This window comes from Streptomyces sp. NPDC039462 (assembly GCF_055639375.1).
The window spans coordinates 356,977-382,345 of sequence record NZ_JBVKAO010000006.1; the positions used below are offsets into that span (position 1 = coordinate 356,977).

The window sequence follows — 25,369 nt, forward strand, 5'->3', positions numbered from 1 at the left end:
GGGAACGGAGTGCTCCGTTCCGGATTGCCCGGTTCTGCCTCCCGGGACCAAGCGGGACAACTGGGATGATCGCGGCATGACGCACATCGACGGTCATCTTCTCGACCCCCGGCGGTACCCCGGCCCCCAGCAGCTCGCCGAGCACCGGCAGCTCTCCGCCTCCCGCCAGTCCGAGGCGCGGTCGCGCTCCGACGCCTTCGCCGCCCTCTTCGACCCCACGACCTTCGCGCACATCGAACGCCTCGGCATCGGCCCGGGGTGGCGCTGCTGGGAGGTCGGGGCGGGCGGCACCTCCGTGATCTCCTGGCTCGCCAGGCGGGTCGGTCCCACCGGCCGGGTCCTCGCGACCGACATCGACACGTCGTGGCAGACGCGGGCGGCGCGCGCGCCCCTCGACGTGCGGATCCACGACGTCGCCGCCGATCCGCCGCCCGCGGGGGGCTTCGACCTCGTGCATGCCCGGCTCGTCCTGGCCGACGTCGCCGACCGGGAGCGGGCCCTTGCGTCGATGCACAGGGCGCTGCGGCCCGGCGGCAGACTCCTCATCGAGGAGCCCGACCCGGCGCTCCAGCCGCTGGCCTGCCCCGACGAGTACGGACCCGCCCAGGAGTCGGCGAACCGGTTGCGCCGCGCGGTGTGCGCACTGCTCGCGGAGCGCGGCGCCGACGTGGCGTACGGGCGCGGGCTGCCCCGGCTGCTGCGCGAGGCGGGCCTGCGCCGGGTGGAGGCCGACGCGTACTTCCCGCTCGCCTCACCGGCCTCGGCGGCCCTGGAGACCGCCACGCTCCAGCAACTCCGCCCCGAACTGACCGCCGCGGGCCTGGCCACGCCCGAGGACATCGACCAGCACCTCACCGACATCGCGACAGGCGCCCTGGATCTGGCGGCCCCGCCCCTGATCTCGGCGTGGGGGAGGAAGGCGTAACCGGCGCACGGGCGGAACAAGGCCTGCGGAGGGCGCGGCGGTTGCCCGAGCCTGTGTCATGAACCCGGCCGGGATGGCGGTGTGTCAGGTGGCGGCTACTCGGCCGGGGCGGCGGTGTGCCGGGCGGCGGCCATCCGGCCGGGACGGCGGTGTGTCAGGCGGCGGCCACTCGGCCGGGACGGCGGTGTGTCAGGCGGCGGCCACTCGGCCGGGACAGCGGTGTGTCAGGCGGCGGCCACCCGCCCGGGACAGCGGCGTGCCAGGCGGCGGCCGCCCGGCTGGGACGGCGGTGTGTCAGGTGGCGGCCACTCGGCCGGGACGGCGGTGTGCCAGGCGGCGGCCGCCCGGTCCGAGGGACGGCACAGGCCCTCAGGTTGTCGACGACGTCGGGTCCGGAGGCCTGCCGCCGACCAGTGCCACCGCCCGCGCCCCGGCCCCGCACCCCTCCGCCGCCGCCTCGCCCAGCTCCGCCCCGGCGAGCCGCGCGGCGAGGAACGCGCCGGTGAACGCGTCGCCGGCCCCCGTCGAGTCGCACACGCGCGCGGGCACCGCGGGAACGCGGACCAGCACCCGTCCGTCCCGCGCCACCAGCGCCCCGTCGGCGCCCAGCTTGACCACCACGGCCGGAAACCGGTGGCTCAGCTTCGATGCCGCTTCCGCCGGGTCGGGGAGCCCGGTGAGCAGCTCGGCCTCGTCCCGGCTCGGCAGCAGCACGGCCACCCCGTCCACCGCCGAGAGGAACCGCTCCACGCCCGACTCCGCGAGGAACCCCGCCGACGCGGGGTCCACGGTCACCGGCACCCCGCGCGCGTGGGCGGCGGCGAGGGCCGCGCGGGCCGCCGCCCGGCCGGGTTCGGCGAAGAACAGGTAGCCGGACAGGTGCAGCAGGGCCACGCCGTCGAGGAGGCCGGGGGACCAGTCGGCGGGGGAGAGTCGCAGCGCGGCGCCGCTGTCCGTGAGGAACGTCCGCTCACCCCCGGCGCCGCCGTCCACCAGGCAGATCACCGTCCCCGTGGGCGCCCCCGGATCGACGACGAGCCGAGGCCGCACCCCCGCGCGCGTGAGCGCGGCCTCGTGCCACGCCGCCGCGTCGGCGCCGACCCGCCCGAGGAGCCGTACGTCGGGGCAGCCCCGATACGCCGCCCAGCAGGCGACGTTGGCGCCCGCGCCGCCGGGCACGGTGCGGATGTCCGCGGCCGTGTCGGTGCCGGGCGCCAACGCCGTACGGTGCCGGGCCACGATGTCCGTGACGACGTCCCCGACGACCAGCAGGCCACCGGAGCCCGAGGGCACGGTCGCCCGCTCCCTCACCGGCTCCGCCCGCTTCCTCACCGGGCCCGCCCGGCCCACGCAGTCGCGATCCGCCCCGCGAGCCGGACGTTGCCGCGGACGGCCGCGAGGTTGGCCTCCAGGGACGCGCCCCCGGTGCGCCGCACCAACTCGCCCAGCAGGAACGGCGTGACCGCCTGCCCCGTGATGCCCCGCTCCTCGCACGCCTCCAGTGCCTCGGTGAGCACGCGCGCGTGGAGCGACGGATCGAGCTGCTCGTCGCGAGGCACCGGGTTGGCGACGATCAGCGCCGACTCCGGCCCGCCCAGCGCGTCCTGAGCCCGCATCACCTCGGCGACCTCCCGGGGTGTGTGCAGCGTCCAGTCCACCGGGTGCCCGGAGTCGGCGAGATAGAAGCCCGGAAAGCGGTCGGTCCCGAACCCCGCCACCGCGACGCCCAGCGTCTCCAGGCGCTCCAGCGTCGCGGCCACGTCCAATATCGACTTCACGCCCGCGCACACCACCGTGAGCCGCGTGCGGGCGAGCAGGCCCAGATCGGCCGACTCGTCCTGCGACTGCGTCCACTGCCGGTGCACGCCGCCGAGCCCGCCCGTGGCGAACACCCGCACGCCCGCGCGCGCGGCGAGCAGCGCCGTCGCCGACACCGTCGTCGCCCCGCTCGCGCCCGTCGCGACGGCGAGCGGCAGATCCCGGTGGCCCAGCTTGCGGATGCCGTCCTCGTTCGCGACCCGGTCCAACTGCCCCTTGTCCAGGCCGACCCGGGGCTTCCCGTCCAGCACGGCGATCGTCGCGGGGACGGCGCCCTCCTCCCGTACGACCGCTTCGAGTTCCCCTGCCACCTGGAGATTGCGCGGGCGTGGCAGGCCGTGCGCGATGATCGTGGACTCCAGGGCCACCACGGGGCGTCGCTCCGCGACAGCCGTCTGCACCTCGTCGGACACCACCAGCACGGGCCTGCCTCCTGCCTGTCGGGTCTCCCCTCATCCCTGGCGGGCGGCGCCTGCCGTCAAACCCCCGCCCGCGAGCGGCCTCCCGGCCCCCGGCTAGGGTGACCGGCCATGACCACGAATGATCAGACTGTTGCGTCTTTTGCCGTGCACATTCCGGATGTCGAACTGGAGGCCGAGCCGCTCGACCCGGCGCAGATCGTCTCCGGCGACCCGGTGGTGACCGGCAAGGTGCTGTGGGAGTCCGCCGACGGCAAGCAGCTGCGCGGCATCTGGCAGATCACGCCGGGCGTGGTCACCGACACCGAGGCCAACGAGCTGTTCGTGGTCGTCAGCGGCCGCGCCACCGTCGAGGTGGAGGGCGGCGACACCCTGGAGGTCGGCCCGGGCGACGCCGCCGTGCTGCGCGAGGGCGACCGCACCACCTGGACCGTGCACGAGACGCTGCGGAAGGCGTACCACATCACGCTCCCGTGACCACCGGCACCGCGGTGCGCGGTCAGGCCTTCTTGACCGCCCTGCGGACGGCGAGCGCGGCCATCGGCAGCAGTACGCAGACGCCGAGGAGGTTGAGCCAGCCGTAGCTCGCCCGTGCCACGACGAGACCGGCGGCGGCGCCACCGATGCCCGCCGCCGCGTTCATCGTCAGGTCCGACAGGCCCTGCACCGCGGCCCGGGCGGGCTGCGGCACCGAGTCGGTGAGCAGCGCGGAGCCGGAGACCAGCCCCGCGGACCAGCCGAGGCCCAGCAGGAAGAGCCCGGCGGCGGTCTGGCCGTGGCTCGGCCCCGCCGTGCCGGCGAGCAGCGCGGCACAGCACAGCAGCCCCACCGCGAGCCCGATCACGGAGAGCCTGCCGAACCGGTCCGCGAGCCAGCCCATCACCGGCGAGAACGCGTACATGCCCGCGATGTGGCCGCTGATGACCAGGCCGACCAGCTGCAGGCTCGCGCCGTGGTGCCCCAGGTCGACCGGCGTCATCACCATGATCGAGACCATCACCGTGTGCGACACGGCCACCGTCACCAGGGCGAGCCGGGCCATCGGCGACGCGGCCACCGCGGCGAGGCCTGCCTTCAGCGAGCGGCTCTGCGCGGTCCCGCTGTCCTGCGGGGCCAGCGCGCGGGCGGTGAGCAGCGGGTCGGGACGCAGCAGCACCGCCACCACCAGTGCGGCGGCCGCGAAGATCCCGGCGGCGACGAGGAAGGGTCCCGCCGCCTCGGGAATGGAGGTGCCGGTGAAGAACCGGCTCGCGGGCGCGGAGATGTTCGGGCCGAGCACCGAGCCGATGGTGGTGGCCCAGATGACGTGGGAGATCGCCCGGCCGCGCCGGTCGGGCTCGGCGAGGTCGGCCGCGGCGAACCGCGCCTGCAGGGTGGCCAGCGAACCCGACCCGAAGGCCGCCATGCCGAGCAGCAGCAGGGTGAAGTTCTCGACGACCGAGGCGAGCACGACGATCCCGGCGCCCAGCGCGCCGATCACGTACGCGAGGACGAGTCCGGCCCGCCGCCCGCGCGCGTTCATCACCGCGGCGAGCGGCAGCGAGAGCAGGGCCGAGCCCGCCACGGAAGCGGTCGACGCGAGACCGGACAGCGCCTCCGTGCCGCTCACGTCGGTGGCCAGCATCGGAGCCAGGGCGATGCCGATCGGCACCCCGAGCCCGCCCAGTATCTGACTGGCGATCAGTACCGCGTTCGTACGGCGGCGGAGGGCGGGCAGCGCCTCCGGCCCGGGTATGTCAGGGGCGTCGAGGGTCGAGGTCACTGACGCAGTGTGCCAGGACGTTCCCTTACAGGAAACGGGGAGTTGTCAGAACAGCGGCTGCGGCAGCACGCCCTCCAGGGCCAGCAGCTGCCGCTTGGTCTCCAGGCCGCCGCCGAAACCGCCGATGCCGCCGTCGCTCTCCACCACGCGGTGGCACGGCACCACGACCGGCAGCGGGTTGGCGCCCATCGCGAGGCCCACGGCCTGGGCCGCGCGGGGGCTGCCGACCCGGCGGGCGAGGTCGCCGTACCCCACCACCGTGCCGTACGGCACGGTGGTGGCGAGCTCGCGCAGCACCTGGCGGTTGAAGCCGGATATCAGCGACCAGTCGAGCGGCAGCTCGAAGTCGCGCCGCTCGCCGGCGAAGTAGGCCGCGAGCCGGCGTATCGGCTCGGCGAGCAGGGGGGAGTCCGGCGCGTGGACCGGCTCGGCGCCGAGGCGGGAGCCGAGCCGGTCCAGGGTCGTGTCGCGCACCGCCTCAGTGGCGTGGAAGGCCACGGTGACGAGCCCTTCGCCGGTCGCGGCGAGCAGCAGCGGACCGATGTCGCTGTCGACGACGGCCCACACGGCCGCACGCCGGTCCTGCGCAGTGGCGTTCATGTCCACCACCGTACGACCGGCCACTGACAACGCGGCCGGACGACGGCGGTCGGGCGCCTGTCGGCGGCAGGGGCGCCCGTCAGTCGTCGCGCAGTGCCTTGCGCACGACGTCGGGCTTGTTGGTGATGATGCCGTCCACACCGAAGCCCGCCACGCGCACCGCGCTCGGCGCGTCGTTGACGGTCCACGTGAAGATCTCCAGCGGCTTGCCGTGCGGGCCCTTGAGATCGTGGATCGCGGAGACGTAGTCGGCCGAGATGGACGTGTGTGTCGAGTTGATCTGGTCGGCGAACCGCGCGTAGGCGGGCAGGTCGGCGACCGCGGGGGTGCCGAGGAAGCCGGTCTTCACATCGGGCCGCAGCTTGTGCACCGTCTTCACGCTGTCCGCGCTGAAGCTCTGGATGACCAGCCTGCTCTTGACGTGGCGCCGGTCGAGCCAGCCCTCGTTGCGCAGTACCTGAAGGCCCTGCTTCTCGATCCCCGGGTACAGCTCGGGCTTCTTGAACTCGAAGACCAGCTTCTGGTGGTTGTGCGACACCCGCCGCATGTACTGCTTCAGGGTCGGCACGCGCTCACCGGCGAACTCCGGGCCGAACCAGCTGCCCGCGTCGAGTGTCGCTATCTCCGCCGCCGTGAAGTCCGCGACCTTCCACGGAGCGCGGTCGGGGAAGAGCTCCTCGACGTTCGTCGTCCGCTTCAGGGTGTCGTCGTGCATGATCACCAGCTCGCCGTCCTTGGTCCGCTGGACGTCGTTCTCGACCCAGCGGAACCCCATGGCGCGGGCCTTGTCGATGGCCGCGAGGGTGTTCTCCGGAGCGTACGCGGAGGCACCCCGGTGGGCGACGATCAGCGGCCTGTCGTGCCGGGCGGAGCTCGATGCCGTGGGGGCCGTGTGGGGCTGCGCGGTGGCGGTGGCGGTGGGGAGGACGAGTGCACCGGCTCCAAGGAGGGCGACGGTGGTGGCGGCAGCACGTGCGTACACGGGTACTCCTCGCGTCGTGTGATCGCGGACCGGTCGAGAGTGACAGTCCTCTGCCAACGGGAAACAGGTGCAGGATGGCCACAGGTTGAACGGAGTCATCAAAGACGAGGACCCCGCGCGTGGGGAAAGCGATTCTTTGCCGGAAAATCGTTCGAACGTCCCGGCGTGAGCTTTACTCTCTGCCTCAGCCGACGGTCTTTCATATGACCGACGGTAGGGGGTATATGGCACGTTTCATGGCATTTGGGCACGAAAAGCGGAAGGGCTACCGCGCATGCAGGGCACGGTCGACGGGTTCAGCTACGGAGTCGTCACACCGGTGGTGGCCTATCTCATGGCCTGCCTCGGGGGCGCGCTCGGCCTGCGCTGCACGACCAGATCGCTGCTCGTCGCGCACTCCTGGCGGCCCGGCTGGCTCGCGCTCGGCTCGGCCGCGATCGGGTCCGGCATCTGGACCATGCACTTCGTGGCGATGATGGGCTTCACCGTGGAGGAGGCCCCGATCCACTACGACAAGGCGCTGACCTTCGCGAGTCTCGCCGTCGCCATCGTCATGGTCGGTATCGGCATCTTCATCGTCGGCTACCGCGGCGCCACGGGCACCGCCCTCTTCACCGGCGGAACGATCACGGGCCTCGGCATCGCCTCGATGCACTACCTGGGAATGGCCGGTATGCGTCTTCGCGGGACGCTGGAGTACGACACCCTGACCGTCGCCGCCTCCGTGGTGATCGCCATGGCCGCCGCGACCGCCGCGCTCTGGGCGGCGGGACAGGTCAGGGGAATCCTGTGGAGCCTCGGCGCCAGCCTCGTCATGGGCCTGGCCGTGAGCGGCATGCACTACATGGGAATGGCGGGGCTCAGCGTCCACCTGCACGAGTCGGGCGCCACGCCGCCGGGCGACTCGCCCGCCGAGATCCTCGCGCCCATGATGATCGGGCCGCTCGCCTTCCTGCTCCTCGCGGGCGTGATCGTGATGTTCGACCCGCTCATGGTGATGGGCGGCCAGGCGGACGTCAGGAAACCCGCGAACGGCGGCCGCGCCCGGCAGTCCTACCCCGTCCCGCGCTCCGGCGACCGGCACGTGCCCGCCCGCCGCCGGACCCGGCCGAGGCCCCGCACCCGCCCCGGCTCCCGCTCCCCGCAGAACTGGTGAGCAGGCCGCGCCACCGGTGACCCGGCCGGCGCCGGGCGGCCGATCCGGCCCGGTTGTCAGTGCGGGGTCGTACGGTTGATTCCATGCGGCCCGTATCCAAGATCGAACGCACGGTGGCACCTTTCGAGGTCGTCAGTCCGTACCAGCCCAGCGGTGACCAGCCGGCGGCCATCGCCGAGCTGGAGCGACGCATCCGCGCAGGTGAGAAGGATGTCGTCCTCCTCGGCGCGACCGGCACCGGCAAGTCGGCCACCACCGCGTGGATGATCGAGAAGCTCCAGCGCCCCACCCTCGTCATGGCGCCGAACAAAACACTGGCCGCCCAGCTCGCGAACGAATTCCGCGAGCTCCTCCCGAACAACGCGGTGGAGTACTTCGTCTCGTACTACGACTACTACCAGCCCGAGGCGTACGTCCCGCAGTCCGACACCTACATCGAAAAGGACTCCTCGATCAACGAGGAGGTCGAGCGCCTGCGCCACTCCGCGACGAACTCGCTGCTGACCCGCCGTGACGTGGTCGTGGTCGCCTCGGTCTCCTGCATCTACGGCCTCGGCACCCCGCAGGAGTACGTGGACCGGATGGTCCCCCTCAAGGTCGGCGACGAGATCGACCGCGACCAGCTCCTGCGCCGCTTCGTCGACATCCAGTACACGCGCAACGACCTCGCGTTCACCCGCGGCACCTTCCGCGTGCGCGGCGACACCATCGAGATCTTCCCGGTCTACGAGGAGCTCGCCGTCCGCATCGAGATGTTCGGCGACGAGATCGAGGCGCTCTCCACCCTCCACCCGCTCACCGGCGAGGTCATCAGCGACGACGACCACCTGTACGTCTTCCCGGCCTCGCACTACGTAGCGGGACCCGAGCGCCTGGAGAAGGCGGTCAACGGCATCGAGAAGGAGCTCACCGAGCGCCTCGCCGAGCTGGAGAAGCAGGGCAAGATGCTGGAGGCCCAGCGCCTGCGCATGCGCACGACGTACGACCTGGAGATGCTCCGCCAGATCGGCTCCTGCTCCGGCGTCGAGAACTACTCGATGCACTTCGACGACCGCGCCCCCGGCACCGCCCCCAACACCCTCCTGGACTACTTCCCCGAGGACTTCCTCCTCGTCCTGGACGAGTCGCACGTCACGGTCCCGCAGATCGGCGCGATGTACGAGGGCGACGCCTCCCGCAAGCGCACCCTCGTCGACCACGGCTTCCGGCTGCCCTCCGCGCTGGACAACCGCCCGCTGAAGTGGGAGGAGTTCCTCGGCCGCATCGGCCAGACGGTCTACCTCTCCGCCACCCCGGGGAAGTACGAGCTCTCGCGCGGCGACGGCTTCGTCGAGCAGATCATCCGCCCCACCGGCCTCGTCGACCCCGAGGTCGTCGTCAAGCCCACCGAGGGCCAGATCGACGACCTGGTGCACGAGATCCGTCTTCGCACCGAGAAGGACGAGCGCGTCCTCGTCACCACGCTCACCAAGAAGATGGCCGAGGACCTCACCGACTACTTCCTCGAGCTGGGCATCCAGGTCCGCTATCTCCACAGCGACGTCGACACGCTGCGCCGCGTCGAGCTCCTGCGCGAGCTCCGCGCCGGTGAGTACGACGTCCTGGTCGGCATCAACCTCCTGCGCGAAGGCCTCGACCTGCCCGAGGTCTCCTTGGTGGCGATCCTCGACGCCGACAAGGAGGGCTTCCTGCGCTCCGGGACCTCCCTGATCCAGACCATCGGCCGCGCCGCGCGCAACGTCTCGGGCCAGGTCCACATGTACGCCGACAAGATCACCCCGGCCATGGAGAAGGCCATCGACGAGACCAACCGTCGCCGGGAGAAGCAGATCGCGTACAACACCGAGAGGGGCATCGACCCGCAGCCGCTCCGCAAGAAGATCAACGACATCGTGTCGGCGATCGCGCGCGAAGAGGTCGACACCGAGCAGCTCCTCGGCTCCGACTACCGCAAGCCGAAGGCGGGCAAGGGCGCCAAGGCCCCGGTGCCCTCGCTCGGCGGCGAGGCGGCCACGGCCGCAAAGGCGAAGGCCAAGGGCAAGAAGGGCGCGGACACCGTCCCGACCGACCGCCCCGCGGCCGAGCTGGCCCAGCAGATCGAGGAGATGACCGAGCGCATGCGCGCGGCCGCCGCCGACCTCCAGTTCGAGATCGCCGCCCGGCTGCGCGACGAGGTGTCCGAGATGAAGAAGGAACTGCGCCAGATGAGGGAGGCGGGACAGGCCTAGAGAGCCGCCCGGGGGAGGGGATTCGGCGTACTGCCCGGTCTGTTGCAAGACCGCCACAAAGTGCGTCCCGCGGTGCTGCTCCGCAGGTCGCACTGCATAGGGTGCTGGGCAACCGCAAGAGGCGGTTGCCCAGGCAGTTCGAGAGGGGACAGCGCGTGACGGTCAACATGACCAAGGGTCAGGCCATCAGCCTGCAGAAGGACGACGGGGGCGCCCTGTCCGCGGTGCGCATGGGACTCGGGTGGCAGGCGGCCCCGCGCCGCGGCCTGTTCGGCTCGCGCACCCGCGAGGTCGACCTGGACGCCTCGGCGGTGCTGTTCGCGGACAAGCAGCCGGTCGACGTCGTGTTCTTCCGCCATCTGGTCAGCGACGACGGCTCCGTGCGGCACACCGGGGACAACCTCGTGGGCGGCGTCGGCCAGGGCGGCGACGACGAGGCGATCCTCGTCGACCTCCAGCGGGTCCCCGTCCACATCGACCAGATCGTCTTCACGGTGAACTCCTTCACCGGCCAGACCTTCCAAGAGGTGCAGAACGCTTTCTGCCGCCTCGTCGACGAGACCAACGGCCAGGAGCTCGCCCGCTACACCCTCGACGGCGGCGGTCAGTACACCGCGCAGATCATGGCGAAGGTGCACCGCGCGGGCGCGGGCTGGCAGATGACGGCCATCGGCAACCCGGCCAACGGCCGCACCTTCCAGGACCTGATGCCGTCAATCCTGCCGCACCTGTAGGCACCATCCGCATGTAGGCACGACCGCATGTAGGCACGACCGCATGTGAGCACCATCCGTACGTACAAGGGGGAACGAACGCGATGACGGCCGAGCTGGTGCGGGGGCAGAACCACCCGCTTCCCGCGACCCGCCTGGAGATCCGCGTATCGGCCGGCCGGCCGATCGTGGCGGGCGCCACGCTCGGCGACGACCGGGGCAGGGTCCGCGGCGTGGAGTGGGTGGCCCACCCGGGCTCGCCCACCCTGCCGGGCCTCGAGGTGTCGAAGCAGGCGGCGGCCGACCACCGCCTCGCCGTGGACCTCGACGCCCTGCCGGACACCGTCCACCGGGTCAGCGTCCTGCTGGCGCTGCCCGTCGGCGCCGACGCCCCGAGCAGCTTCCGCGCCCTCGCCGCTCCCTTCGTGGCGGTCACCGGGCTCGACGGCACCGAGATCGCCAGCTACACCATCACCGACCTGGACGCCGAGTCCGCCGTCGTCGCCCTGGAGCTGTACCGCCGCCAAGCCGCCTGGAAGGTCCGCGCCGTCGGCCAGGGGTACGCGGCGGGCCTCGCGGAGATGCTCACCGACCAGGGCCTGCCCCAGGCCCACGAGCTGGCGGGCGCCATCAACGACGCCGTGGCACAGGGTTCGGCCCGCTCCGTGGCGGTGCCGCCGCCCCGCCCCACCGACGACACCCGGGTGCGCACCGGACCCCAGGGCCGGACCGCCACCGACCCGGCCCCGGCTCCCCAGGGCCAGGCCACCACCGACCGGGCTGCCGCGCCGCAAGGCCCGGCGACCCCTGCCGCCACACCGGCCGACCCGCCGAGCGCCGGCGGCCCCGTCGACTACACCCACCCGGGACGACGGCCGACCACCGCGCCCCCGCCGCCACCGCCCAGCGCCCCGCAGGCCCAGCCCGGGCAGGCCGCCCGGCCCGTTGCCGGTGACGCCACCGGCTGGTCACCGGAGGAGCGGCTCTACAACCAGGTGTGGGGCATGTTCGAAGATCTGGCCCGCACCACGGCGGCGTACCGCAGTGCCGTCGACTTCGCCGACTCCCGCATGGAGCAGGAGCTCGACAAGGTCCTCTCCGACCCGCGCAGCCGCATCGGCGGCGCGGCCGACCCCGCCCGGGAGGCCGCCCGCGCCAAGCACGCCGACCTCGTCGACCGGGCCAGGGCCGCCCTCGACCGCGACCTCGCCCAGCTCGCCGCCGAGGCCGAGGTCGTCGAGCCCGCCCTCCCCCCGGCGTACGCGGCGTGGCACAGCCCCGTCTGGCAGGCCTACCGCGCGCCCATGGAGATCCCGATGGCGCTGCGCCTCGGCGATCTGCACCTCCCCGAGCGCGTCAGCCTGCGCATCCCGCTCCTCGTCCGGCTGCCGCTGGAGCGGGGCCTGTGGATCGACAGCGGCAAGGCCCTGACCAACCACGCCACCGACTCGACCGAGCTGCGGCGGCTGGCCGTCGACACCGCGGTCGCGCACGCGGCCCGGCTGCTCGCGGCCTATCCGGCGAACGAATTCCAGGTGCACGTGATCGACGCCGCCGGAGCCGCCGCGCCCGCTCTCGCGCCGCTCGTGACGGCCGGGGTGCTCGCCGCGCCCCCGGCCTCCGGCGCGGTCGGCGTCTCCGAGGTGCTCGCCAAGCTCACCCAGCGCGTCGACCTGGTGCAGATGGCGGTCCGCGGCGGTGCCGCCGACGCGCTGCCCCCGGACCTGGACACCGCCGAGCAGCTCCTGATCGTCAACGACTTCCCGCACGGCTTCGACGACCGTGCCGTGACTCAGTTGCGCTATCTCGCGGACGAGGGCCCGGCCGTCGGCGTGCACCTCATGATGGTCGCCGACCGTGAGGACGCCGCGGAGTACGGCCCGCTGCTCGATCCCCTGTGGCGCGCGCTCCTGCGCCTGACGCCGGTGCCCGACGACCACCTCGCCGACCCGTGGGTCGGTCACGCGTGGACGTACGAACCACCGGTCGTCCCGCACGGCAGCCAGATCCTGCGGCGGCTCCTCGAGCAGGTCGCCACGGCCCGGCGCAACGGCGGGCGTTGACGGCAAAGCGACTTTTGTACCGCGCTGACCAGGCGTTTTGGTTTCTGTTTGCCATCTCCTTTACCAATGCTTGGTGTTTCGCGTACTCTTCTATCAGCGGAGGGGAGTACTCCCGGCTGCGACGTACCCGTCAATACGGACCGCCATCGGTCCCGGGGCGTCGGCCCGATTCATGGCGGTGACCGCCTCGGGTGGAAGAGACCTCCGGCAGCGACGACGCTGATCAGTAGCCGTACGAAGCCGGAGGCGCAGTGGACGTTTCAATGACCATGTGGGTGACGACCGTTCTCGGTCTGTGTGCCCTCATCGCGGTCGACTTCTTCATCGGGCGCAAGCCCCATGACGTGTCGATCAAGGAAGCCGGAATCTGGACGATCGTCTGGATCGTCCTCGCGGCACTCTTCGGTGTCGGCCTGCTGGTCGCGGGCGAGAGCCAGGCGTCCGGCGAGTTCTTCGCGGGCTTCATCACCGAGAAGTCGCTCTCCGTCGACAACCTCTTCGTCTTCATCCTGATCATGGCGAAGTTCTCGGTGCCGAGCCACCTCCAGCAGCGCGTGCTGCTGTTCGGTGTGCTGATAGCGCTGGTCCTGCGAGCGATCTTCATCGCCGCCGGCGCCGCGGTCATCGCCAACTTCTCCTGGGTCTTCTACATCTTCGGCGCGTTCCTGATCTACACCGCCTGGAAGCTCATCCAGGAAGCGCGTGCCGACGAGGAGGAAGAGGACTGGGAGGAGAACCGCCTCCTGAAGTCCATCGAGAAGAAGTTCGGCGTCTCCGACCGGTACGAGGGCACCAAGCTGTTCATCCGGAAGAACGGCAAGAAGATCATGACGCCCCTCATGGTCGTCATGCTCGCCATCGGCACCACCGACGTGCTCTTCGCGATGGACTCCATCCCCGCGATCTTCGGCCTCACCCAGGACCCGTACATCGTCTTCACGGCCAACGCCTTCGCCCTCATGGGACTGCGGCAGCTGTACTTCCTCATCGGCGGCCTCCTCAGGAAGCTGGTCCACCTCAGCTACGGCCTGTCGGTGATCCTCGGCTTCATCGGTGTGAAGCTCGTGCTGCACGCCCTCCACGAGAACGGGGTGCATGTCCCCGAGATCTCCATCCCCGTCTCGCTCGGCGTCATCTGCGGCGTCCTGGTGATCACGACGATCACCAGCCTCATCGCCTCCAAGAAGCAGGAGCAGCAGGCCGCGGCCGAGGCCGCGGACGACGCCCGGAAGGACAGCATCGAGGCCTGATCACGGCCTGACGGTCACCTCTCCCGCCCGGCACCGGGCGGGAGACACCGAGTAGCGACACCCAGGCGCCCGGGGCAGCATCGAGTCATGGTCACTCGGCTCCGGGCGCTCGGCATGCAGTGGACGGCCGTGGTGCCGGTCCTCGCGATCGTTCTTCTCGCCCTCACCTGGGGGAGGGACCTGCCAGGACCGGTCGTCGCCGTGGTCACCCTGGTCCTCGCCGGGGCGGTGCTCGCCGCCGTCCACCACGCCGAAGTGATCGCGCACCGCGTCGGCGAGCCCTTCGGTTCCCTCGTCCTCGCGGTCGCGGTGACGATCATCGAGGTGGCGCTCATCGTCACCCTCATGGCCGACGGCGGCGACAAGAGCTCCACACTCGCCCGCGACACCGTCTTCGCCGCCGTGATGATCACCTGCAACGGCATCGTCGGACTCTGTCTCCTGGTCGGCGCGCTGCGCCACCGCACCGCCGTCTTCAACCCCGAGGGCACCGGCGCCGCCCTCGCGACCGTCGCCACCCTGGCCACGCTCTGCCTGGTCCTGCCGACCTTCACCACCACCAAGCAGGGCCCCGAGTTCTCCACGGCCCAGCTGACCTTCGCCGCGATCGCCTCGCTCGTCCTCTACGGCATCTTCGTCACCACCCAGACCGTGCGGCACCGCGAATACTTCCTGCCCCTCACCAAGCAGGGCGAGGTCATCGACACCGACGGCCACACCGGCGGCCCCTCCTCCCGGGCGGCGCTGATCAGCCTCGGGCTGCTCGCACTGGCGCTGATCGGGGTGGTCGGTCTGGCCAAGGGCGTCTCCCCGACGATCGAGTCCGGCGTGGAGAGCGCCGGCATGCCGCACGCCGTCGTCGGCGTGATCATCGCGCTGCTCGTGCTGCTCCCGGAGACCATCGCGGCCGTGCGCGCCACCCGTCGCGACCGCGTGCAGACCAGCCTGAACCTCGCCCTCGGGTCGGCAATGGCCAGCATCGGGCTGACCATCCCGGCCGTCGCCGTCGCCTCCGTGTGGCTGTCGGGCCCGCTCGTGCTGGGGCTGAGCTCGACCCATATGGTGCTGCTCGCGCTCACCGTGATCGTCGGAACGCTCACGGTCGTGCCGGGGCGCGCCACGCCGCTGCAGGGCGGTGTCCACCTGGTGCTGTTCGCGGCGTTCCTGGAGCTCGCGGTCACCCCGTAGCGGCCGCCGGCTCGGGGCGCACGACCGGCCGTGTCTCCGGAAGCAGCGCGAAACAGCCGAGGCTCAGCAGCGCGATGCCCGACAGATACGCGGCCACGCCCCACGGCTTCCCGTCCCCCTGCGCCGCGGCCGTCGCCACGATCGGGGTGAGCGCGCCCCCGAGCACCCCGCCGAGGTTGTAGCCGACCGCGGCGCCCGTGCAGCGCACCCTGGGCTCGTACAGCTCCGGCAGGTACGCGCCGATCACCGCGAACATCGTGATGAACGCGAGCATCGCCACGAGGAATCCGGTGAACATCAGCAGCGGCTCCCCGGTCGAGAGCAGCGCGACCATCGGGAACATCCACAGGGCCGACGCGGCGCATCCGAGCAGGCACAGCGGCCGCCGCCCGTACCGGTCGCCGAGCACGGCCACCACCGGCGTCAGGGCGCCCTTCACGAGGACCGCCGCCATGACACAGGCCAGCATGACCGTGCGGCTGACGCCGAGCCGCTCCACGCCGTACGAGAGGGACCAGGTCGTCACGGCGTAGAACACCGCGTACCCGACGGCGAGCGCACCCGCCGTCAGGAGCACGAGCCGCCAGTGTCCGCGCACCACTTCGGCGAGCGGCACGCGCGCGTGCTCGCGCAGCCGCAGGAAGTCAGGGCTCTCCGCGAGCGAGGAGCGCAGCGCGAGGCCCGCCACCACGAGCAGCCCCGCCGCCCAGAACGGCACGCGCCACCCCCAGGCCGCGAACTGCGCGTCGGTGAGCGTCGCCGACAGGGCGAGCATGACGCCGTTGGCCAGCAGGAACCCGATCGAGGGGCCGACCTGCGGGAAGCTCGCCCACAGGCCGCGCCGCTCGGGCGGCGCGTGCTCCGCGGTCAGCAGCACGGCACCGCCCCACTCGCCCCCGAGGCCGAGCCCCTGAAGGAACCGCAGCACGAGGAGCAGCAGGGGAGCGGCGGCGCCGATCGACCCGTACGTCGGTACGCAGCCGACCGCGACCGTGGCGACTCCGGTGAGCAGCAGCGACACGATGAGCACGGGCCGCCGCCCGTGCCGGTCGCCGATGTGCCCGAAGAGGACGGAGCCCAGGGGCCGCGCGACGAAGCCCACTCCGAAGGTCGCGAAGGCGGCGAGCGTGCCCGCGAGCGGCGAGAAGGTGGGGAAGAACAGCGGGCCGAGGACCAGGGCGGCGGCCGTTCCGTAGATGAAGAAGTCGTAGAACTCGATGGCGGTCCCGGCGAGCGAGGCGGCCGCGAGCCGCGGCAGTGACGGTGGTGCGGTCCGGCGTGGGGGCTTCGTTTTGCGCATGCCGGATCAACTACCCACAGTCACCACCAGTAACGCATGGCGACCGCCTCGCGGTGGCCGGCCGATGTGGCCGGCTAATAGGTCACGGTGATGCGGCGTGCCGGGCCGTCGACCCGCACTGTTCCCCCGTAGGGGATGACGACTTGCGGATCGGTGTGGCCGAGGTCCACGTCGAAGACCGCCATGGTCTCGGGCGCGTAGGTGGCGAGCGCCTTCAGGACGGCCTCGCGCTGCTCGCGGGCGTACGCCGCCTTCTCGTCGGCGTCCGAGGGGCGCTGGAAGGACCAGGCCTTGGCGCGGCCCATCAGGAGGGCGGGGAAGCGGTGCAGCAGGCCGCGCTCGCCCATGTTGCGCAGGATGCGGAACACCTCGTCGGCGCCCGGCAGTTCCTCCGAGGTCTCCAGGAACAGGACGCAGCCGTCGTACGCGGACAGGTCCCGCTGGATCTCGCGGTCCGCCATCAGGAGCCAGGAGAGTATCTCCAGGTTGCCGCCCCAGGAGCGGCCCTCCACGACCCGCGCGGGCCCGTGCCAGAGCCAGCCGCCGCCCGGCTCCGTGGGCGGTTCCTCCAGGAGGAGCGCGGGGTCCTCCCAGGGCAGGTCGACGTCGCGGTAGCGCTCGGCGGGGCGCAGTTCGTAGGGCCCCGGGGTGAAGAGCGCGGCGCGCAGCGAGTCGGCGGTCTGCGGTGCCATGGCGCCGGGGCGGCCGAGTTCGCACATGACGGACGCGCCGTGATAGCCGACGATGCCGCACTGCCACAGGTAGATGAGCAGATTGGTGTTGTCGCTCCAGCCGAAGAACGGCTTCGGGTGCGCGCGGATCAACTCCCGGTCCAGGTACGGCAGGACGGTGATCTGGTCGTCGCCGCCGATGCTCGCGATGACGGCCTTGACGGTCGGATCGGCGAACGCCGCGTGGAGGTCGTCGGCCCGCTCCCGCGGCGTCGAGCCCATCTTCCGGGTCGTCGGGTACTCGACGGGCTCCAGGCCGAACTCCTCGCGGAGGCGCTTCAGGCCCAGTTCGTAGGGGAGCGGGAAGAGTTCGGGCAGTCCACTGGAGGGGGAGAGCACGGCGACGCGGTCGCCCGGCGAGGGCTTCGGCGGGTACACGGGTTCGACGATCATGACGGGAGCGTAGGCGGGCACTACGGAGAGCGCATCCGACTTAGGGCCCCTCCCGCGCGCGGGAGGCGTGATAGACCTCCCTTATGACGCGCAGCCTCGCCACCGCCCCGATCATGGTCCTGAACGGCCCGAACCTGAACCTCCTCGGCCTCCGCCAGCCCGAGATCTACGGCACGGACACCCTCGCCGACGTCGAGGTGCTGTGCGCCAAGGCGGCGGCCGCGCACGGCGGGACCGTGGACCTGCGGCAGAGCAACCACGAGGGCGAGTTGGTCGACTGGATCCACGAGGCGCGCGAGCACCACGTGGGCATCGTCATCAACCCCGCGGCCTACTCCCACACGTCCGTCGCGATCCTGGACGCGCTCAACACCTGTGACGGGATGCCGGTGTTGGAGGTGCACATCTCCAACATCCATCAGCGGGAGGCGTTCCGGCACCACAGTTACGTCTCGCAGCGCGCCGACGGTGTCATCGCGGGCTGCGGTGTGCAGGGGTACGCGTTCGCGGTGGAGCGGGTGGCGGCGCTGGTCGCCGCCCGCTCCTGACGCGCGGCACCCTCGGGGTCACCAGCCCCGCGCGCGCCACTCGGCGAGATGCGGCCGCTCGGCGCCGAGCGTCGTGTCGCCGCCGTGGCCGGGATAGACCCACGTCTCGTCCGAGAGCGTCCCGAAGATCTTCGTCTCGACGTCGTCGATGAGGCTCGCGAAGGCCTTCGGGTCCTTCCACGTGTTGCCGACGCCGCCCGGGAAGAGGCAGTCGCCGGTGAACACGTGCGCGTGGCCGTGCGGGTCGTCGTACACGAGGGCGATCGAGCCCGGGGTGTGGCCCACCAGGTGGCGCGCGGTCAGCGTGACCCGGCCGACCGTGATGGTGTCGCCGTCGTCGACCAGGACGTCCGTCGGGACGGGAATGCCCGCGGCGTCCTCGCGGCCCGCGTACGTCCGCGCGCGGGTCGCCGAGACGACGGCGGCGAGGGCCTGCCAGTGGTCGCCGTGCTGATGCGTGGTGACGACGGACGCGATGCCGTCGTCACCGATCAGCGTCAGCAGTGTCTCGGCGTCGTTCGCCGCGTCGATCAGCAGCTGCTCGCCGGTGGCCCGGCAGCGCAGCAGGTAGGCGTTGTTGTCCATCGGCCCGACCGCGACCTTCGAAATCATCAGGTCCGGCAGCTCGTGCACATCCGCGGGCCCGCCGACCTTCACCGCTCCGCTGTACGTCATGTTCGTCAGCCTATAGCGGGGGCAGGGCGGGCAGGAGGCCGCCTTCGGCCGTGAGTGCGGAGCCGTCGCGACGGCCGGCGAGCCAGCCGACCAGGTCGGGAGCGGACCCGGAGACGGTGACCTCGGCGTCGCCGGGGCGGCCGGTGCTCCAGGTGTGCGTGCCGTTGGTGATCCAGGTGGGGGGCACGTCGGGGTTCCCCGAGAAGCGGGCCGTCAGGAACGTGATCTCCCGCTGCACGAACTCCTCCGGCAGGTCCTCCAGCTCGTAGCCGATGCCGAGGTCGACGTGGTGCAGCTCGACCTCCACCCACCGCCGGAACGGCACCCGCGACGCGGAGTCGGTCACTCCATTGCGCATGGTGATCGTCCGGGACCAGTCGGCGGGGAGCGCGGCCTGCGCCTCGAAGCGGCCCGCGCTCTCCCGCACGTCGTCGAGCTGCGCGCCCAGCGGCCGCGGGGCGTCGCGTGCGATGTCCGTGTCCCGGGCCTCCGCGCTGACGTACATCGGCCGTCCTGCCAGGACGTTCACCAGGGCGTCCGCGTTCCGCGCGAGGTGCGCGAGGACGTGACCGCGGGTCCAGCCCGGGAGCCGCGACGGCTCGGCGGTCGCGCCGCTGTCCAATTTCGCCGCTGCGCTGAGCAGCCGTTCCGTCGCGTCACGTACAGACGCCAGGTCGCGCACATGATCAATCATGCGGACGACGATAGCCGCGTCACACGGACGGGTGAAGGGCTCGGCATCCGACCGTAAATCGAATACACGTGCTATATGGTCGGGAGTGGCATCGGGCATTCTTGAAGGTCCGGGTTTGTTGTGTACGTGGAACCAGGGAAGCAGCCCGGCGTTGTCAGTGGCTCGCCCTAGTCTGTGAACGACCGGGGTTCTGCCCCTGTCACCACTCTCAAGAAAGGTGCGGACCGGCGTGGCCGACCGTCTCATCGTCCGTGGCGCGCGCGAGCACAATCTCAAGAACGTCTCGCTCGACCTCCCGCGTGACTCCCTCATCGTCTTCACCGGACTCTCCGGGTCGGGCAAGTCCTCGCTCGCGTTCGACACGATCTTCGCCGAGGGCCAGCGGCGGTACGTCGAGTCCCTCTCCTCGTACGCCCGGCAGTTCCTCGGTCAGATGGACAAGCCCGACGTCGACTTCATCGAGGGTCTCTCCCCGGCGGTCTCCATCGACCAGAAGTCGACCTCGCGCAACCCGCGCTCGACGGTCGGCACGATCACCGAGGTCTATGACTATCTGCGCCTGCTCTTCGCGCGCATCGGCAAGCCGCACTGTCCCGAGTGCGGCCGCCCCATCTCCCGCCAGTCGCCGCAGGCCATCGTCGACAAGGTCCTGGAGCTGCCCGAGGGCAGCCGTTTCCAGGTCCTGTCCCCGCTGGTCCGCGAGCGCAAGGGCGAGTTCGTCGACCTCTTCGCCGACCTCCAGACGAAGGGGTACTCCCGCGCGCGGGTCGACGGGCAGACCATCCAGCTCTCCGAGCCGCCCACGCTCAAGAAGCAGGAGAAGCACACCATCGAGGTGGTCGTCGACCGCCTCACGGTGAAGGACTCCGCCAAGCGCCGCCTGACCGACTCCGTGGAGACCGCCCTCGGCCTCTCCGGCGGCATGGTCGTGCTCGACTTCGTCGACCTCCCCGAGGACGACCCCGAGCGCGAGCGCATGTACTCGGAGCACCTCTACTGCCCGTACGACGACCTGTCCTTCGAAGAGCTTGAGCCCCGCTCCTTCTCCTTCAACTCGCCCTTCGGCGCCTGCCCCGACTGCACCGGCATCGGCACGCGCATGGAGGTCGACCCCGAGCTGATCGTCCCGGACGAGGACAAGTCGCTCGACGAGGGCGCCATCCACCCCTGGTCGCACGGCCACACCAAGGAATACTTCGGCCGGCTCGTCGGAGCCCTCTCCGACGCCCTCGGCTTCGCCACGGACATGCCCTGGGCCGGACTCCCGCAGCGCGCCAAGAAGGCCCTTCTGTACGGCCACAAGACCCAGATCGAGGTCCGCTACCGGAACCGGTACGGCCGCGAGCGGGTCTACACCACCGCCTTCGAAGGCGCCGTCCCCTTCGTCAAGCGCCGCCACAGCGAGGCCGAGAGCGACGCCAGCCGCGAGCGCTTCGAGGGCTACATGCGCGAGGTGCCCTGCCCCACCTGTGAGGGCACCCGCCTCAAGCCGATCGTCCTGGCCGTCACGGTCATGGGGAAGTCGATCGCCGAGGTCTCCGCGATGTCCATCAGCGACTGCGCGGACTTCCTCGCCGAGCTGCGCCTCGGCGCCCGTGACAAGAAGATCGCCGAGCGGGTCCTCAAGGAGGTCAACGAGCGGCTGCGCTTCCTGGTCGACGTCGGCCTGGACTACCTCTCGCTGAACCGCGCCGCGGGCACCCTCTCCGGAGGCGAGGCCCAGCGCATCCGCCTGGCCACCCAGATCGGCTCCGGCCTGGTCGGTGTGCTCTACGTCCTGGACGAGCCGTCCATCGGCCTCCACCAGCGCGACAACCACCGCCTGATCGAGACCCTCGTCCGCCTGCGCGACATGGGCAACACCCTCATCGTCGTCGAGCACGACGAGGACACGATCAAGGTCGCCGACTGGGTCGTCGACATCGGTCCCGGCGCGGGCGAGCACGGCGGAAAGGTCGTGCACAGCGGCTCGATGAAGGACCTCCTCGCCAACGACAAGTCGATCACCGGTCAGTACCTGTCGGGCAAGAAGGCCATCCCGGTGCCGGACATGCGCCGCCCGGCCGACCCGTCCCGGCAGCTGACGGTGCACGGCGCCCGGGAGAACAACCTCCAGGACATCGACGTCTCCTTCCCGCTCGGCGTCCTCACGGCGGTCACCGGCGTCTCCGGTTCCGGCAAGTCGACGCTGGTCAACGACATCCTCTACACCCACCTCGCCCGCGAGCTGAACGGCGCCAGGTCCGTCCCCGGCCGCCACACGCGCGTGGAGGGCGACGACCTCGTCGACAAGGTCGTCCACGTCGACCAGTCGCCCATCGGCCGCACCCCGCGGTCGAACCCGGCGACGTACACCGGAGTCTTCGACCACGTCCGCAAGCTCTTCGCGGAGACCATGGAGGCGAAGGTGCGGGGATACCTCCCCGGGCGCTTCTCCTTCAACGTCAAGGGCGGTCGCTGCGAGAACTGCTCCGGTGACGGCACCATCAAGATCGAGATGAACTTCCTCCCGGATGTGTACGTCCCGTGCGAGGTCTGCCACGGCGCGCGGTACAACCGCGAGACGCTGGACGTGCACTACAAGGGCAAGTCCATCGCCGAGGTCCTCGACATGCCGATCGAGGAGGCGCTCGACTTCTTCGAGGCCGTGCCCGCCATCGCCCGCCACCTGAGGACGCTCAACGACGTCGGCCTCGGTTACGTGCGCCTCGGCCAGTCGGCGCCCACGCTCTCCGGAGGCGAGGCCCAGCGCGTGAAGCTGGCCTCCGAGCTCCAGAAGCGCTCCACGGGCCGGACCGTGTACGTGTTGGACGAGCCGACCACCGGTCTGCACTTCGAGGACATCAGCAAGCTGATCACGGTCCTCTCCGGGCTGGTCGACAAGGGCAACACGGTCATCGTCATCGAGCACAACCTCGACGTGATCAAGACCGCGGACTGGGTCGTCGACATGGGCCCCGAGGGGGGCAACGGCGGCGGTCTGGTCGTCGCCGAGGGCACCCCCGAGGAGGTCGCGGGCGTGCCGGCCAGCCACACCGGCAAGTTCCTGCGCGAGATCCTCTCGGCGGATCGCATCAGCGACGCGGTGCCCTCGCGGGGACGCGGGGCCGGCAAGGCCGCGGCGAAGAAGTCCTCCGCGAAGAAGGCCGTCAAGAAGACGGCGGCCAAGAAGACGGTGGCCGCGAGCGCCACGGCTTCGAAGAGGACGGCCACGGCCAGGACGGCCGCCTCCGCGAAGAAGACGGCCGCTCCGAAGAAGGCGGCCGCCACCCCCAAGAAGGCCGCGGCGAAGAAGACGACGCGGGCCCGCAAGGCCTGACCGGGCCCCGCGGGTCGGGCTGCCTCCGCAAGGCTGGGGGCTGAACCCGCGAGGGTTGGTCCGGTCCGCTGGACCGGTTGAAGCGCTCCGTCCCCCCATCGGGGGCGGGGCGCTTCGCGCTGTCCTAGCGGGGCACGGGGTGCCCGAGTGTCTTGTCGGGCGCCGCGCTCCCGTGGTCGGCTTGAGCCCATGTCCGTACGCAGCGAACGCGCAGGTCCCGTCACCACCGTCGTGCTGTCCCGCCCCGCCGCGCGGAACGCCGTCGACGGGCCCACCGCCCGTGCCCTCGCCGACGCCTTCCGTGCCTTCGAAGCCGACCCGGACGCCTCCGTCGCCGTGCTGTGGGGCGAGGGCGGCACCTTCTGCGCCGGCGCGGACCTCAAGGCCATCGGAACCCCCGACGGCAACGAGGTGTCCGAGGACGGTGACGGCCCCATGGGGCCCACCCGCATGCACCTGTCCAAACCGGTGATCGCGGCGATCTCCGGCCACGCCGTCGCGGGAGGCCTCGAACTCGCCCTCTGGTGCGACCTGCGCGTCGCCGAGGAGGACGCCGTCCTCGGGGTGTTCTGCCGCCGCTGGGGTGTCCCGCTCATCGACGGCGGGACGGTCCGGCTGCCCCGCCTCATCGGGGAGGGCCGCGCCCTGGATCTCGTCCTGACCGGCCGCCCCGTCGGCGCCGCGGAGGCGCTCGGCATGGGGCTGGTGAACCGGACCGTCCCCGTCGGTACCGCGCGCGCCGCGGCCGAGCGCCTCGCCGCCGAGATCGCCGCGTTCCCGCAGACCTGCCTGCGGCACGACCGGCTCTCCCTGCTCGAACAGAGCGGCCTGCCCGAACGGGAGGCGATGGCCGGCGAGCTGCGCCACGGCCTGCACTCCCTGGCCGAGGCGGCCGAGGGAGCGGCGCGCTTCGCCGCGGGAGCGGGCCGGCACGGGGCGTTCACGGACCACGCGCCCAAGGGCCACGTACCCACGGACCCCGCGCCCACGGATCGCTGAGGGCACCCCCGCACGACCGCACGACCGCACGACCGCACGACGCACGGCAGCGCCGGTCAGGCCAGTTCCGCCGCGTACGGCGGCTCCGCCCCCGCTCGCGAGCAGGTCAGGGCCGCCGCGCGGGCCGCGAACCGCAGTACGTCGGTCCAGCCCTCGGCGCCGAGACGGCCCAGCGCCCGCGCCGACAGCGCGTCCCGTGCCGAAAGGCCGTGCAGCAGCGCGGCGTTGACGGTGTCGCCCGCGCCGATCGTGTCGACCACGTCGACCGGCTCGCCGGGCACGTGCAGCTCCGTGCCGTCCCGCGTGTACAGCGACAGGCCGTCCCCGCCGCGGGTGACGACCACGGCGGCGGGCCCCGCGGCCAGCCACTCGTGCGGGGTGCCGCCGAGCCAGTCGGCGTCCTCCTGCGACAGCTTGAGGAGCGAGAGCGACGGCAGCCAGCTCTTGAACCGTGCCCGATAGGCGTCCGCGTCCGGGATCAGACCGGCCCGTACGTTGGGGTCGAGGGCGGTGAAGACGCCGCGCGCCGCCGCCCGGCGCATCAGCTTCTCGTAGGCGCTCGCGCCCGGCTCCAGGACGAGCGAGCAGGTGCCGAACGACATCGCCCGTACGCCGTCGGGGAGCCGGTCGGGGGCCTCGAAGAGCCGGTCGGCCGTGCCCTCGACGTAGAAGGAGTACCCGGCCGAGCCGTCCGCGCCGATCGAGGCGACGGCGAGCGTCGTCGGTTCCGGGCCGCGCTGCACCGGCAGCCCGTCGGCGGCGACCTCCACCCCTGCCGCCCGCAACCCGCCGAGCAGCGCCTCGCCGAACGCGTCCCGCGAGACGCGCGAGCAGAAGGCGACGGGGGAGCCGAGCCGGCCGAGCGCCACGGCGGTGTTGTACGGGCCGCCGCCGAGCCGCGGCGCGAGCACGGGCAGTCCCGCGTCGCCGCCCGCCCCTTGCGGCACGAGGTCGATCAGGGCCTCTCCTGCGACGACAATCACGGGTGGTTCCTCTCGGGCGCTGTCTGGGCCGTATCGCCCGCTCAGGCTAGGCCGTGCGCGGGCCCGCGCAGGGAAGCGGGCAGCACTCGGGCACGCCCGTGCCCGACACGGTCGGAGCGCTGTGCACCGGTATGGTCTGATCCGTCACTGATCACGTCCCTGACCTGTGGAGACACCATGTCCGGCTCGCCCCCCGCCCGCCGCACCGTGCTGCGGGCCGCCGCTCTCGCCCCGGCCGTCGGACTCGGGCTCACCGCCTGTTCGTCCGGCGACGGGTCGAACCGGTCGGCCCCGACCGCGCCGGTGGATCTCGGGAAGGCCGACGCCGTGAAGGTGGGTGCGTCGAAGCTGTACACGGACCAGAAGGTCGTGGTCAGCCGGATCTCCGACGACGAGTACAAGGCGTACAGCACGATCTGCACCCACGCGCGCTGCCCCATCCAGAACCTGGAGGGGCACAAGCTGGTCTGCCAGTGCCACGGCAGCCAGTTCGACGCCACGAACGGCAAGGTGCTGAAGGAACCGGCCGTCGAGCCGCTCGTCGAGCTGCCGGTGAAGGTGGCGAACGGCAAGATCGTCGCGGGCCCGGCGAAGAAGGCCTAGGACACGCTGTAGCCCTCTCC

Annotated in this window: 22 protein-coding genes; 12 read left to right on the forward strand and 10 right to left on the reverse strand. The window is 71.7% G+C overall.

What is annotated here, in order from left to right; genetic code table 11:
* Positions 1 to 76: 76 nt before the first annotated feature.
* Positions 77 to 925, forward strand: coding sequence for a class I SAM-dependent methyltransferase (locus ACZ7LU_RS29970; protein WP_468560681.1), 849 nt, complete (start codon positions 77 to 79; stop codon positions 923 to 925).
* A gap of 369 nt (positions 926 to 1,294) precedes the next feature.
* Here the strand turns inward: ACZ7LU_RS29970 and ACZ7LU_RS29975 are convergent, their stop codons facing one another.
* Together ACZ7LU_RS29975 and ACZ7LU_RS29980 are read right to left on the reverse strand one after the other, a co-directional pair.
* Positions 1,295 to 2,218, reverse strand: a complete 924-nt coding sequence (locus ACZ7LU_RS29975) for a carbohydrate kinase family protein (RefSeq protein ID WP_471918524.1) — start codon at positions 2,216 to 2,218, stop codon at positions 1,295 to 1,297.
* Positions 2,219 to 2,253: 35 nt separating this feature from the next.
* The gene (locus ACZ7LU_RS29980; RefSeq protein ID WP_471918525.1) at positions 2,254 to 3,165 is read right to left on the reverse strand and encodes a pseudouridine-5'-phosphate glycosidase; all 912 of its coding nucleotides are present in this window, start codon (positions 3,163 to 3,165) and stop codon (positions 2,254 to 2,256) included.
* 108 nt (positions 3,166 to 3,273) lie between these two features.
* On the opposite strand from ACZ7LU_RS29980, the gene ACZ7LU_RS29985 reads away from it, so the two are divergent.
* Positions 3,274 to 3,639, forward strand: a complete 366-nt coding sequence (locus ACZ7LU_RS29985; RefSeq protein ID WP_398307464.1) for a cupin domain-containing protein — start codon at positions 3,274 to 3,276, stop codon at positions 3,637 to 3,639.
* A 22-nt stretch (positions 3,640 to 3,661) separates the two neighbouring features.
* On the opposite strand, the gene ACZ7LU_RS29990 is transcribed toward ACZ7LU_RS29985, so the two are convergent.
* The 3 genes from ACZ7LU_RS29990 to ACZ7LU_RS30000 form a co-directional block, all read right to left on the reverse strand.
* Entirely contained in the window at positions 3,662 to 4,924 is a 1,263-nt protein-coding gene (locus ACZ7LU_RS29990) for an MFS transporter (RefSeq protein ID WP_471145257.1), read from the reverse strand.
* A gap of 45 nt (positions 4,925 to 4,969) precedes the next feature.
* A complete protein-coding gene (locus ACZ7LU_RS29995; protein WP_471918526.1) occupies positions 4,970 to 5,524 on the reverse strand; it encodes a methylated-DNA--[protein]-cysteine S-methyltransferase in 555 nt (184 codons plus the stop codon).
* A 79-nt stretch (positions 5,525 to 5,603) separates the two neighbouring features.
* Positions 5,604 to 6,506, reverse strand: coding sequence for a glycerophosphodiester phosphodiesterase (locus tag ACZ7LU_RS30000; RefSeq protein WP_398307469.1), 903 nt, complete (start codon positions 6,504 to 6,506; stop codon positions 5,604 to 5,606).
* A 274-nt stretch (positions 6,507 to 6,780) separates the two neighbouring features.
* Here ACZ7LU_RS30000 and ACZ7LU_RS30005 point away from each other — a divergent pair, with 274 nt between their 5' ends.
* The 6 genes from ACZ7LU_RS30005 (at position 6,781) to ACZ7LU_RS30030 (ending at position 15,104) form a co-directional block, all read left to right on the forward strand.
* On the forward strand, positions 6,781 to 7,662 hold the full coding sequence (locus tag ACZ7LU_RS30005) for an MHYT domain-containing protein (RefSeq protein ID WP_398307471.1): 882 nt from the start codon (positions 6,781 to 6,783) through the stop codon (positions 7,660 to 7,662).
* Between the two features lie 83 nt (positions 7,663 to 7,745).
* Positions 7,746 to 9,890, forward strand: coding sequence for an excinuclease ABC subunit UvrB (uvrB, locus tag ACZ7LU_RS30010; RefSeq protein ID WP_398307472.1), 2,145 nt, complete (start codon positions 7,746 to 7,748; stop codon positions 9,888 to 9,890).
* A 155-nt stretch (positions 9,891 to 10,045) separates the two neighbouring features.
* A complete protein-coding gene (locus ACZ7LU_RS30015; RefSeq protein ID WP_398307474.1) occupies positions 10,046 to 10,624 on the forward strand; it encodes a TerD family protein in 579 nt (192 codons plus the stop codon).
* An 83-nt stretch (positions 10,625 to 10,707) separates the two neighbouring features.
* Positions 10,708 to 12,666, forward strand: a complete 1,959-nt coding sequence (locus ACZ7LU_RS30020; protein ID WP_471918527.1) for a TerD family protein — start codon at positions 10,708 to 10,710, stop codon at positions 12,664 to 12,666.
* A 251-nt stretch (positions 12,667 to 12,917) separates the two neighbouring features.
* Positions 12,918 to 13,916, forward strand: coding sequence for a TerC family protein (locus ACZ7LU_RS30025; RefSeq protein ID WP_398307478.1), 999 nt, complete (start codon positions 12,918 to 12,920; stop codon positions 13,914 to 13,916).
* An 87-nt stretch (positions 13,917 to 14,003) separates the two neighbouring features.
* Positions 14,004 to 15,104, forward strand: coding sequence for a calcium:cation antiporter (locus ACZ7LU_RS30030; protein WP_471918528.1), 1,101 nt, complete (start codon positions 14,004 to 14,006; stop codon positions 15,102 to 15,104).
* Here ACZ7LU_RS30030 and ACZ7LU_RS30035 read toward each other — a convergent pair.
* Both ACZ7LU_RS30035 and ACZ7LU_RS30040 read right to left on the reverse strand, forming a co-directional pair.
* Complete coding sequence (locus tag ACZ7LU_RS30035) at positions 15,094 to 16,404, reverse strand: MFS transporter (RefSeq protein WP_468311163.1); 1,311 nt, start codon at positions 16,402 to 16,404, stop codon at positions 15,094 to 15,096. The genes ACZ7LU_RS30030 and ACZ7LU_RS30035 overlap by 11 nt on opposite strands.
* A gap of 74 nt (positions 16,405 to 16,478) precedes the next feature.
* A complete protein-coding gene (locus ACZ7LU_RS30040) occupies positions 16,479 to 17,528 on the reverse strand; it encodes a S66 family peptidase (RefSeq protein WP_471918529.1) in 1,050 nt (349 codons plus the stop codon).
* 83 nt (positions 17,529 to 17,611) lie between these two features.
* Between ACZ7LU_RS30040 and aroQ the strand changes: the two genes are divergently transcribed.
* The gene (aroQ, locus tag ACZ7LU_RS30045) at positions 17,612 to 18,076 is read left to right on the forward strand and encodes a type II 3-dehydroquinate dehydratase (RefSeq protein ID WP_398307486.1); all 465 of its coding nucleotides are present in this window, start codon (positions 17,612 to 17,614) and stop codon (positions 18,074 to 18,076) included.
* A gap of 18 nt (positions 18,077 to 18,094) precedes the next feature.
* Here aroQ and ACZ7LU_RS30050 read toward each other — a convergent pair whose 3' ends face one another.
* Positions 18,095 to 18,751 (reverse strand): MBL fold metallo-hydrolase, encoded by a 657-nt coding sequence (locus tag ACZ7LU_RS30050; RefSeq protein ID WP_468560658.1) that lies wholly within the window; start codon positions 18,749 to 18,751, stop codon positions 18,095 to 18,097.
* 10 nt (positions 18,752 to 18,761) lie between these two features.
* The gene (locus tag ACZ7LU_RS30055; protein ID WP_471918530.1) at positions 18,762 to 19,445 is read right to left on the reverse strand and encodes a maleylpyruvate isomerase family mycothiol-dependent enzyme; all 684 of its coding nucleotides are present in this window, start codon (positions 19,443 to 19,445) and stop codon (positions 18,762 to 18,764) included.
* Positions 19,446 to 19,674: 229 nt separating this feature from the next.
* Between ACZ7LU_RS30055 and uvrA the strand changes: the two genes are divergently transcribed.
* Together uvrA and ACZ7LU_RS30065 are read left to right on the forward strand one after the other, a co-directional pair.
* A complete protein-coding gene (uvrA, locus tag ACZ7LU_RS30060) occupies positions 19,675 to 22,764 on the forward strand; it encodes an excinuclease ABC subunit UvrA (protein ID WP_398307492.1) in 3,090 nt (1,029 codons plus the stop codon).
* A gap of 189 nt (positions 22,765 to 22,953) precedes the next feature.
* Positions 22,954 to 23,763 (forward strand): crotonase/enoyl-CoA hydratase family protein, encoded by an 810-nt coding sequence (locus ACZ7LU_RS30065; RefSeq protein ID WP_471918531.1) that lies wholly within the window; start codon positions 22,954 to 22,956, stop codon positions 23,761 to 23,763.
* A 56-nt stretch (positions 23,764 to 23,819) separates the two neighbouring features.
* On the opposite strand, the gene ACZ7LU_RS30070 is transcribed toward ACZ7LU_RS30065, so the two are convergent.
* Positions 23,820 to 24,746 (reverse strand): carbohydrate kinase family protein, encoded by a 927-nt coding sequence (locus ACZ7LU_RS30070; RefSeq protein ID WP_471918532.1) that lies wholly within the window; start codon positions 24,744 to 24,746, stop codon positions 23,820 to 23,822.
* Positions 24,747 to 24,923: 177 nt separating this feature from the next.
* Here ACZ7LU_RS30070 and ACZ7LU_RS30075 point away from each other — a divergent pair, with 177 nt between their 5' ends.
* A complete protein-coding gene (locus tag ACZ7LU_RS30075) occupies positions 24,924 to 25,349 on the forward strand; it encodes a QcrA and Rieske domain-containing protein (RefSeq protein WP_471918533.1) in 426 nt (141 codons plus the stop codon).
* Positions 25,350 to 25,369: the final 20 nt, after the last annotated feature.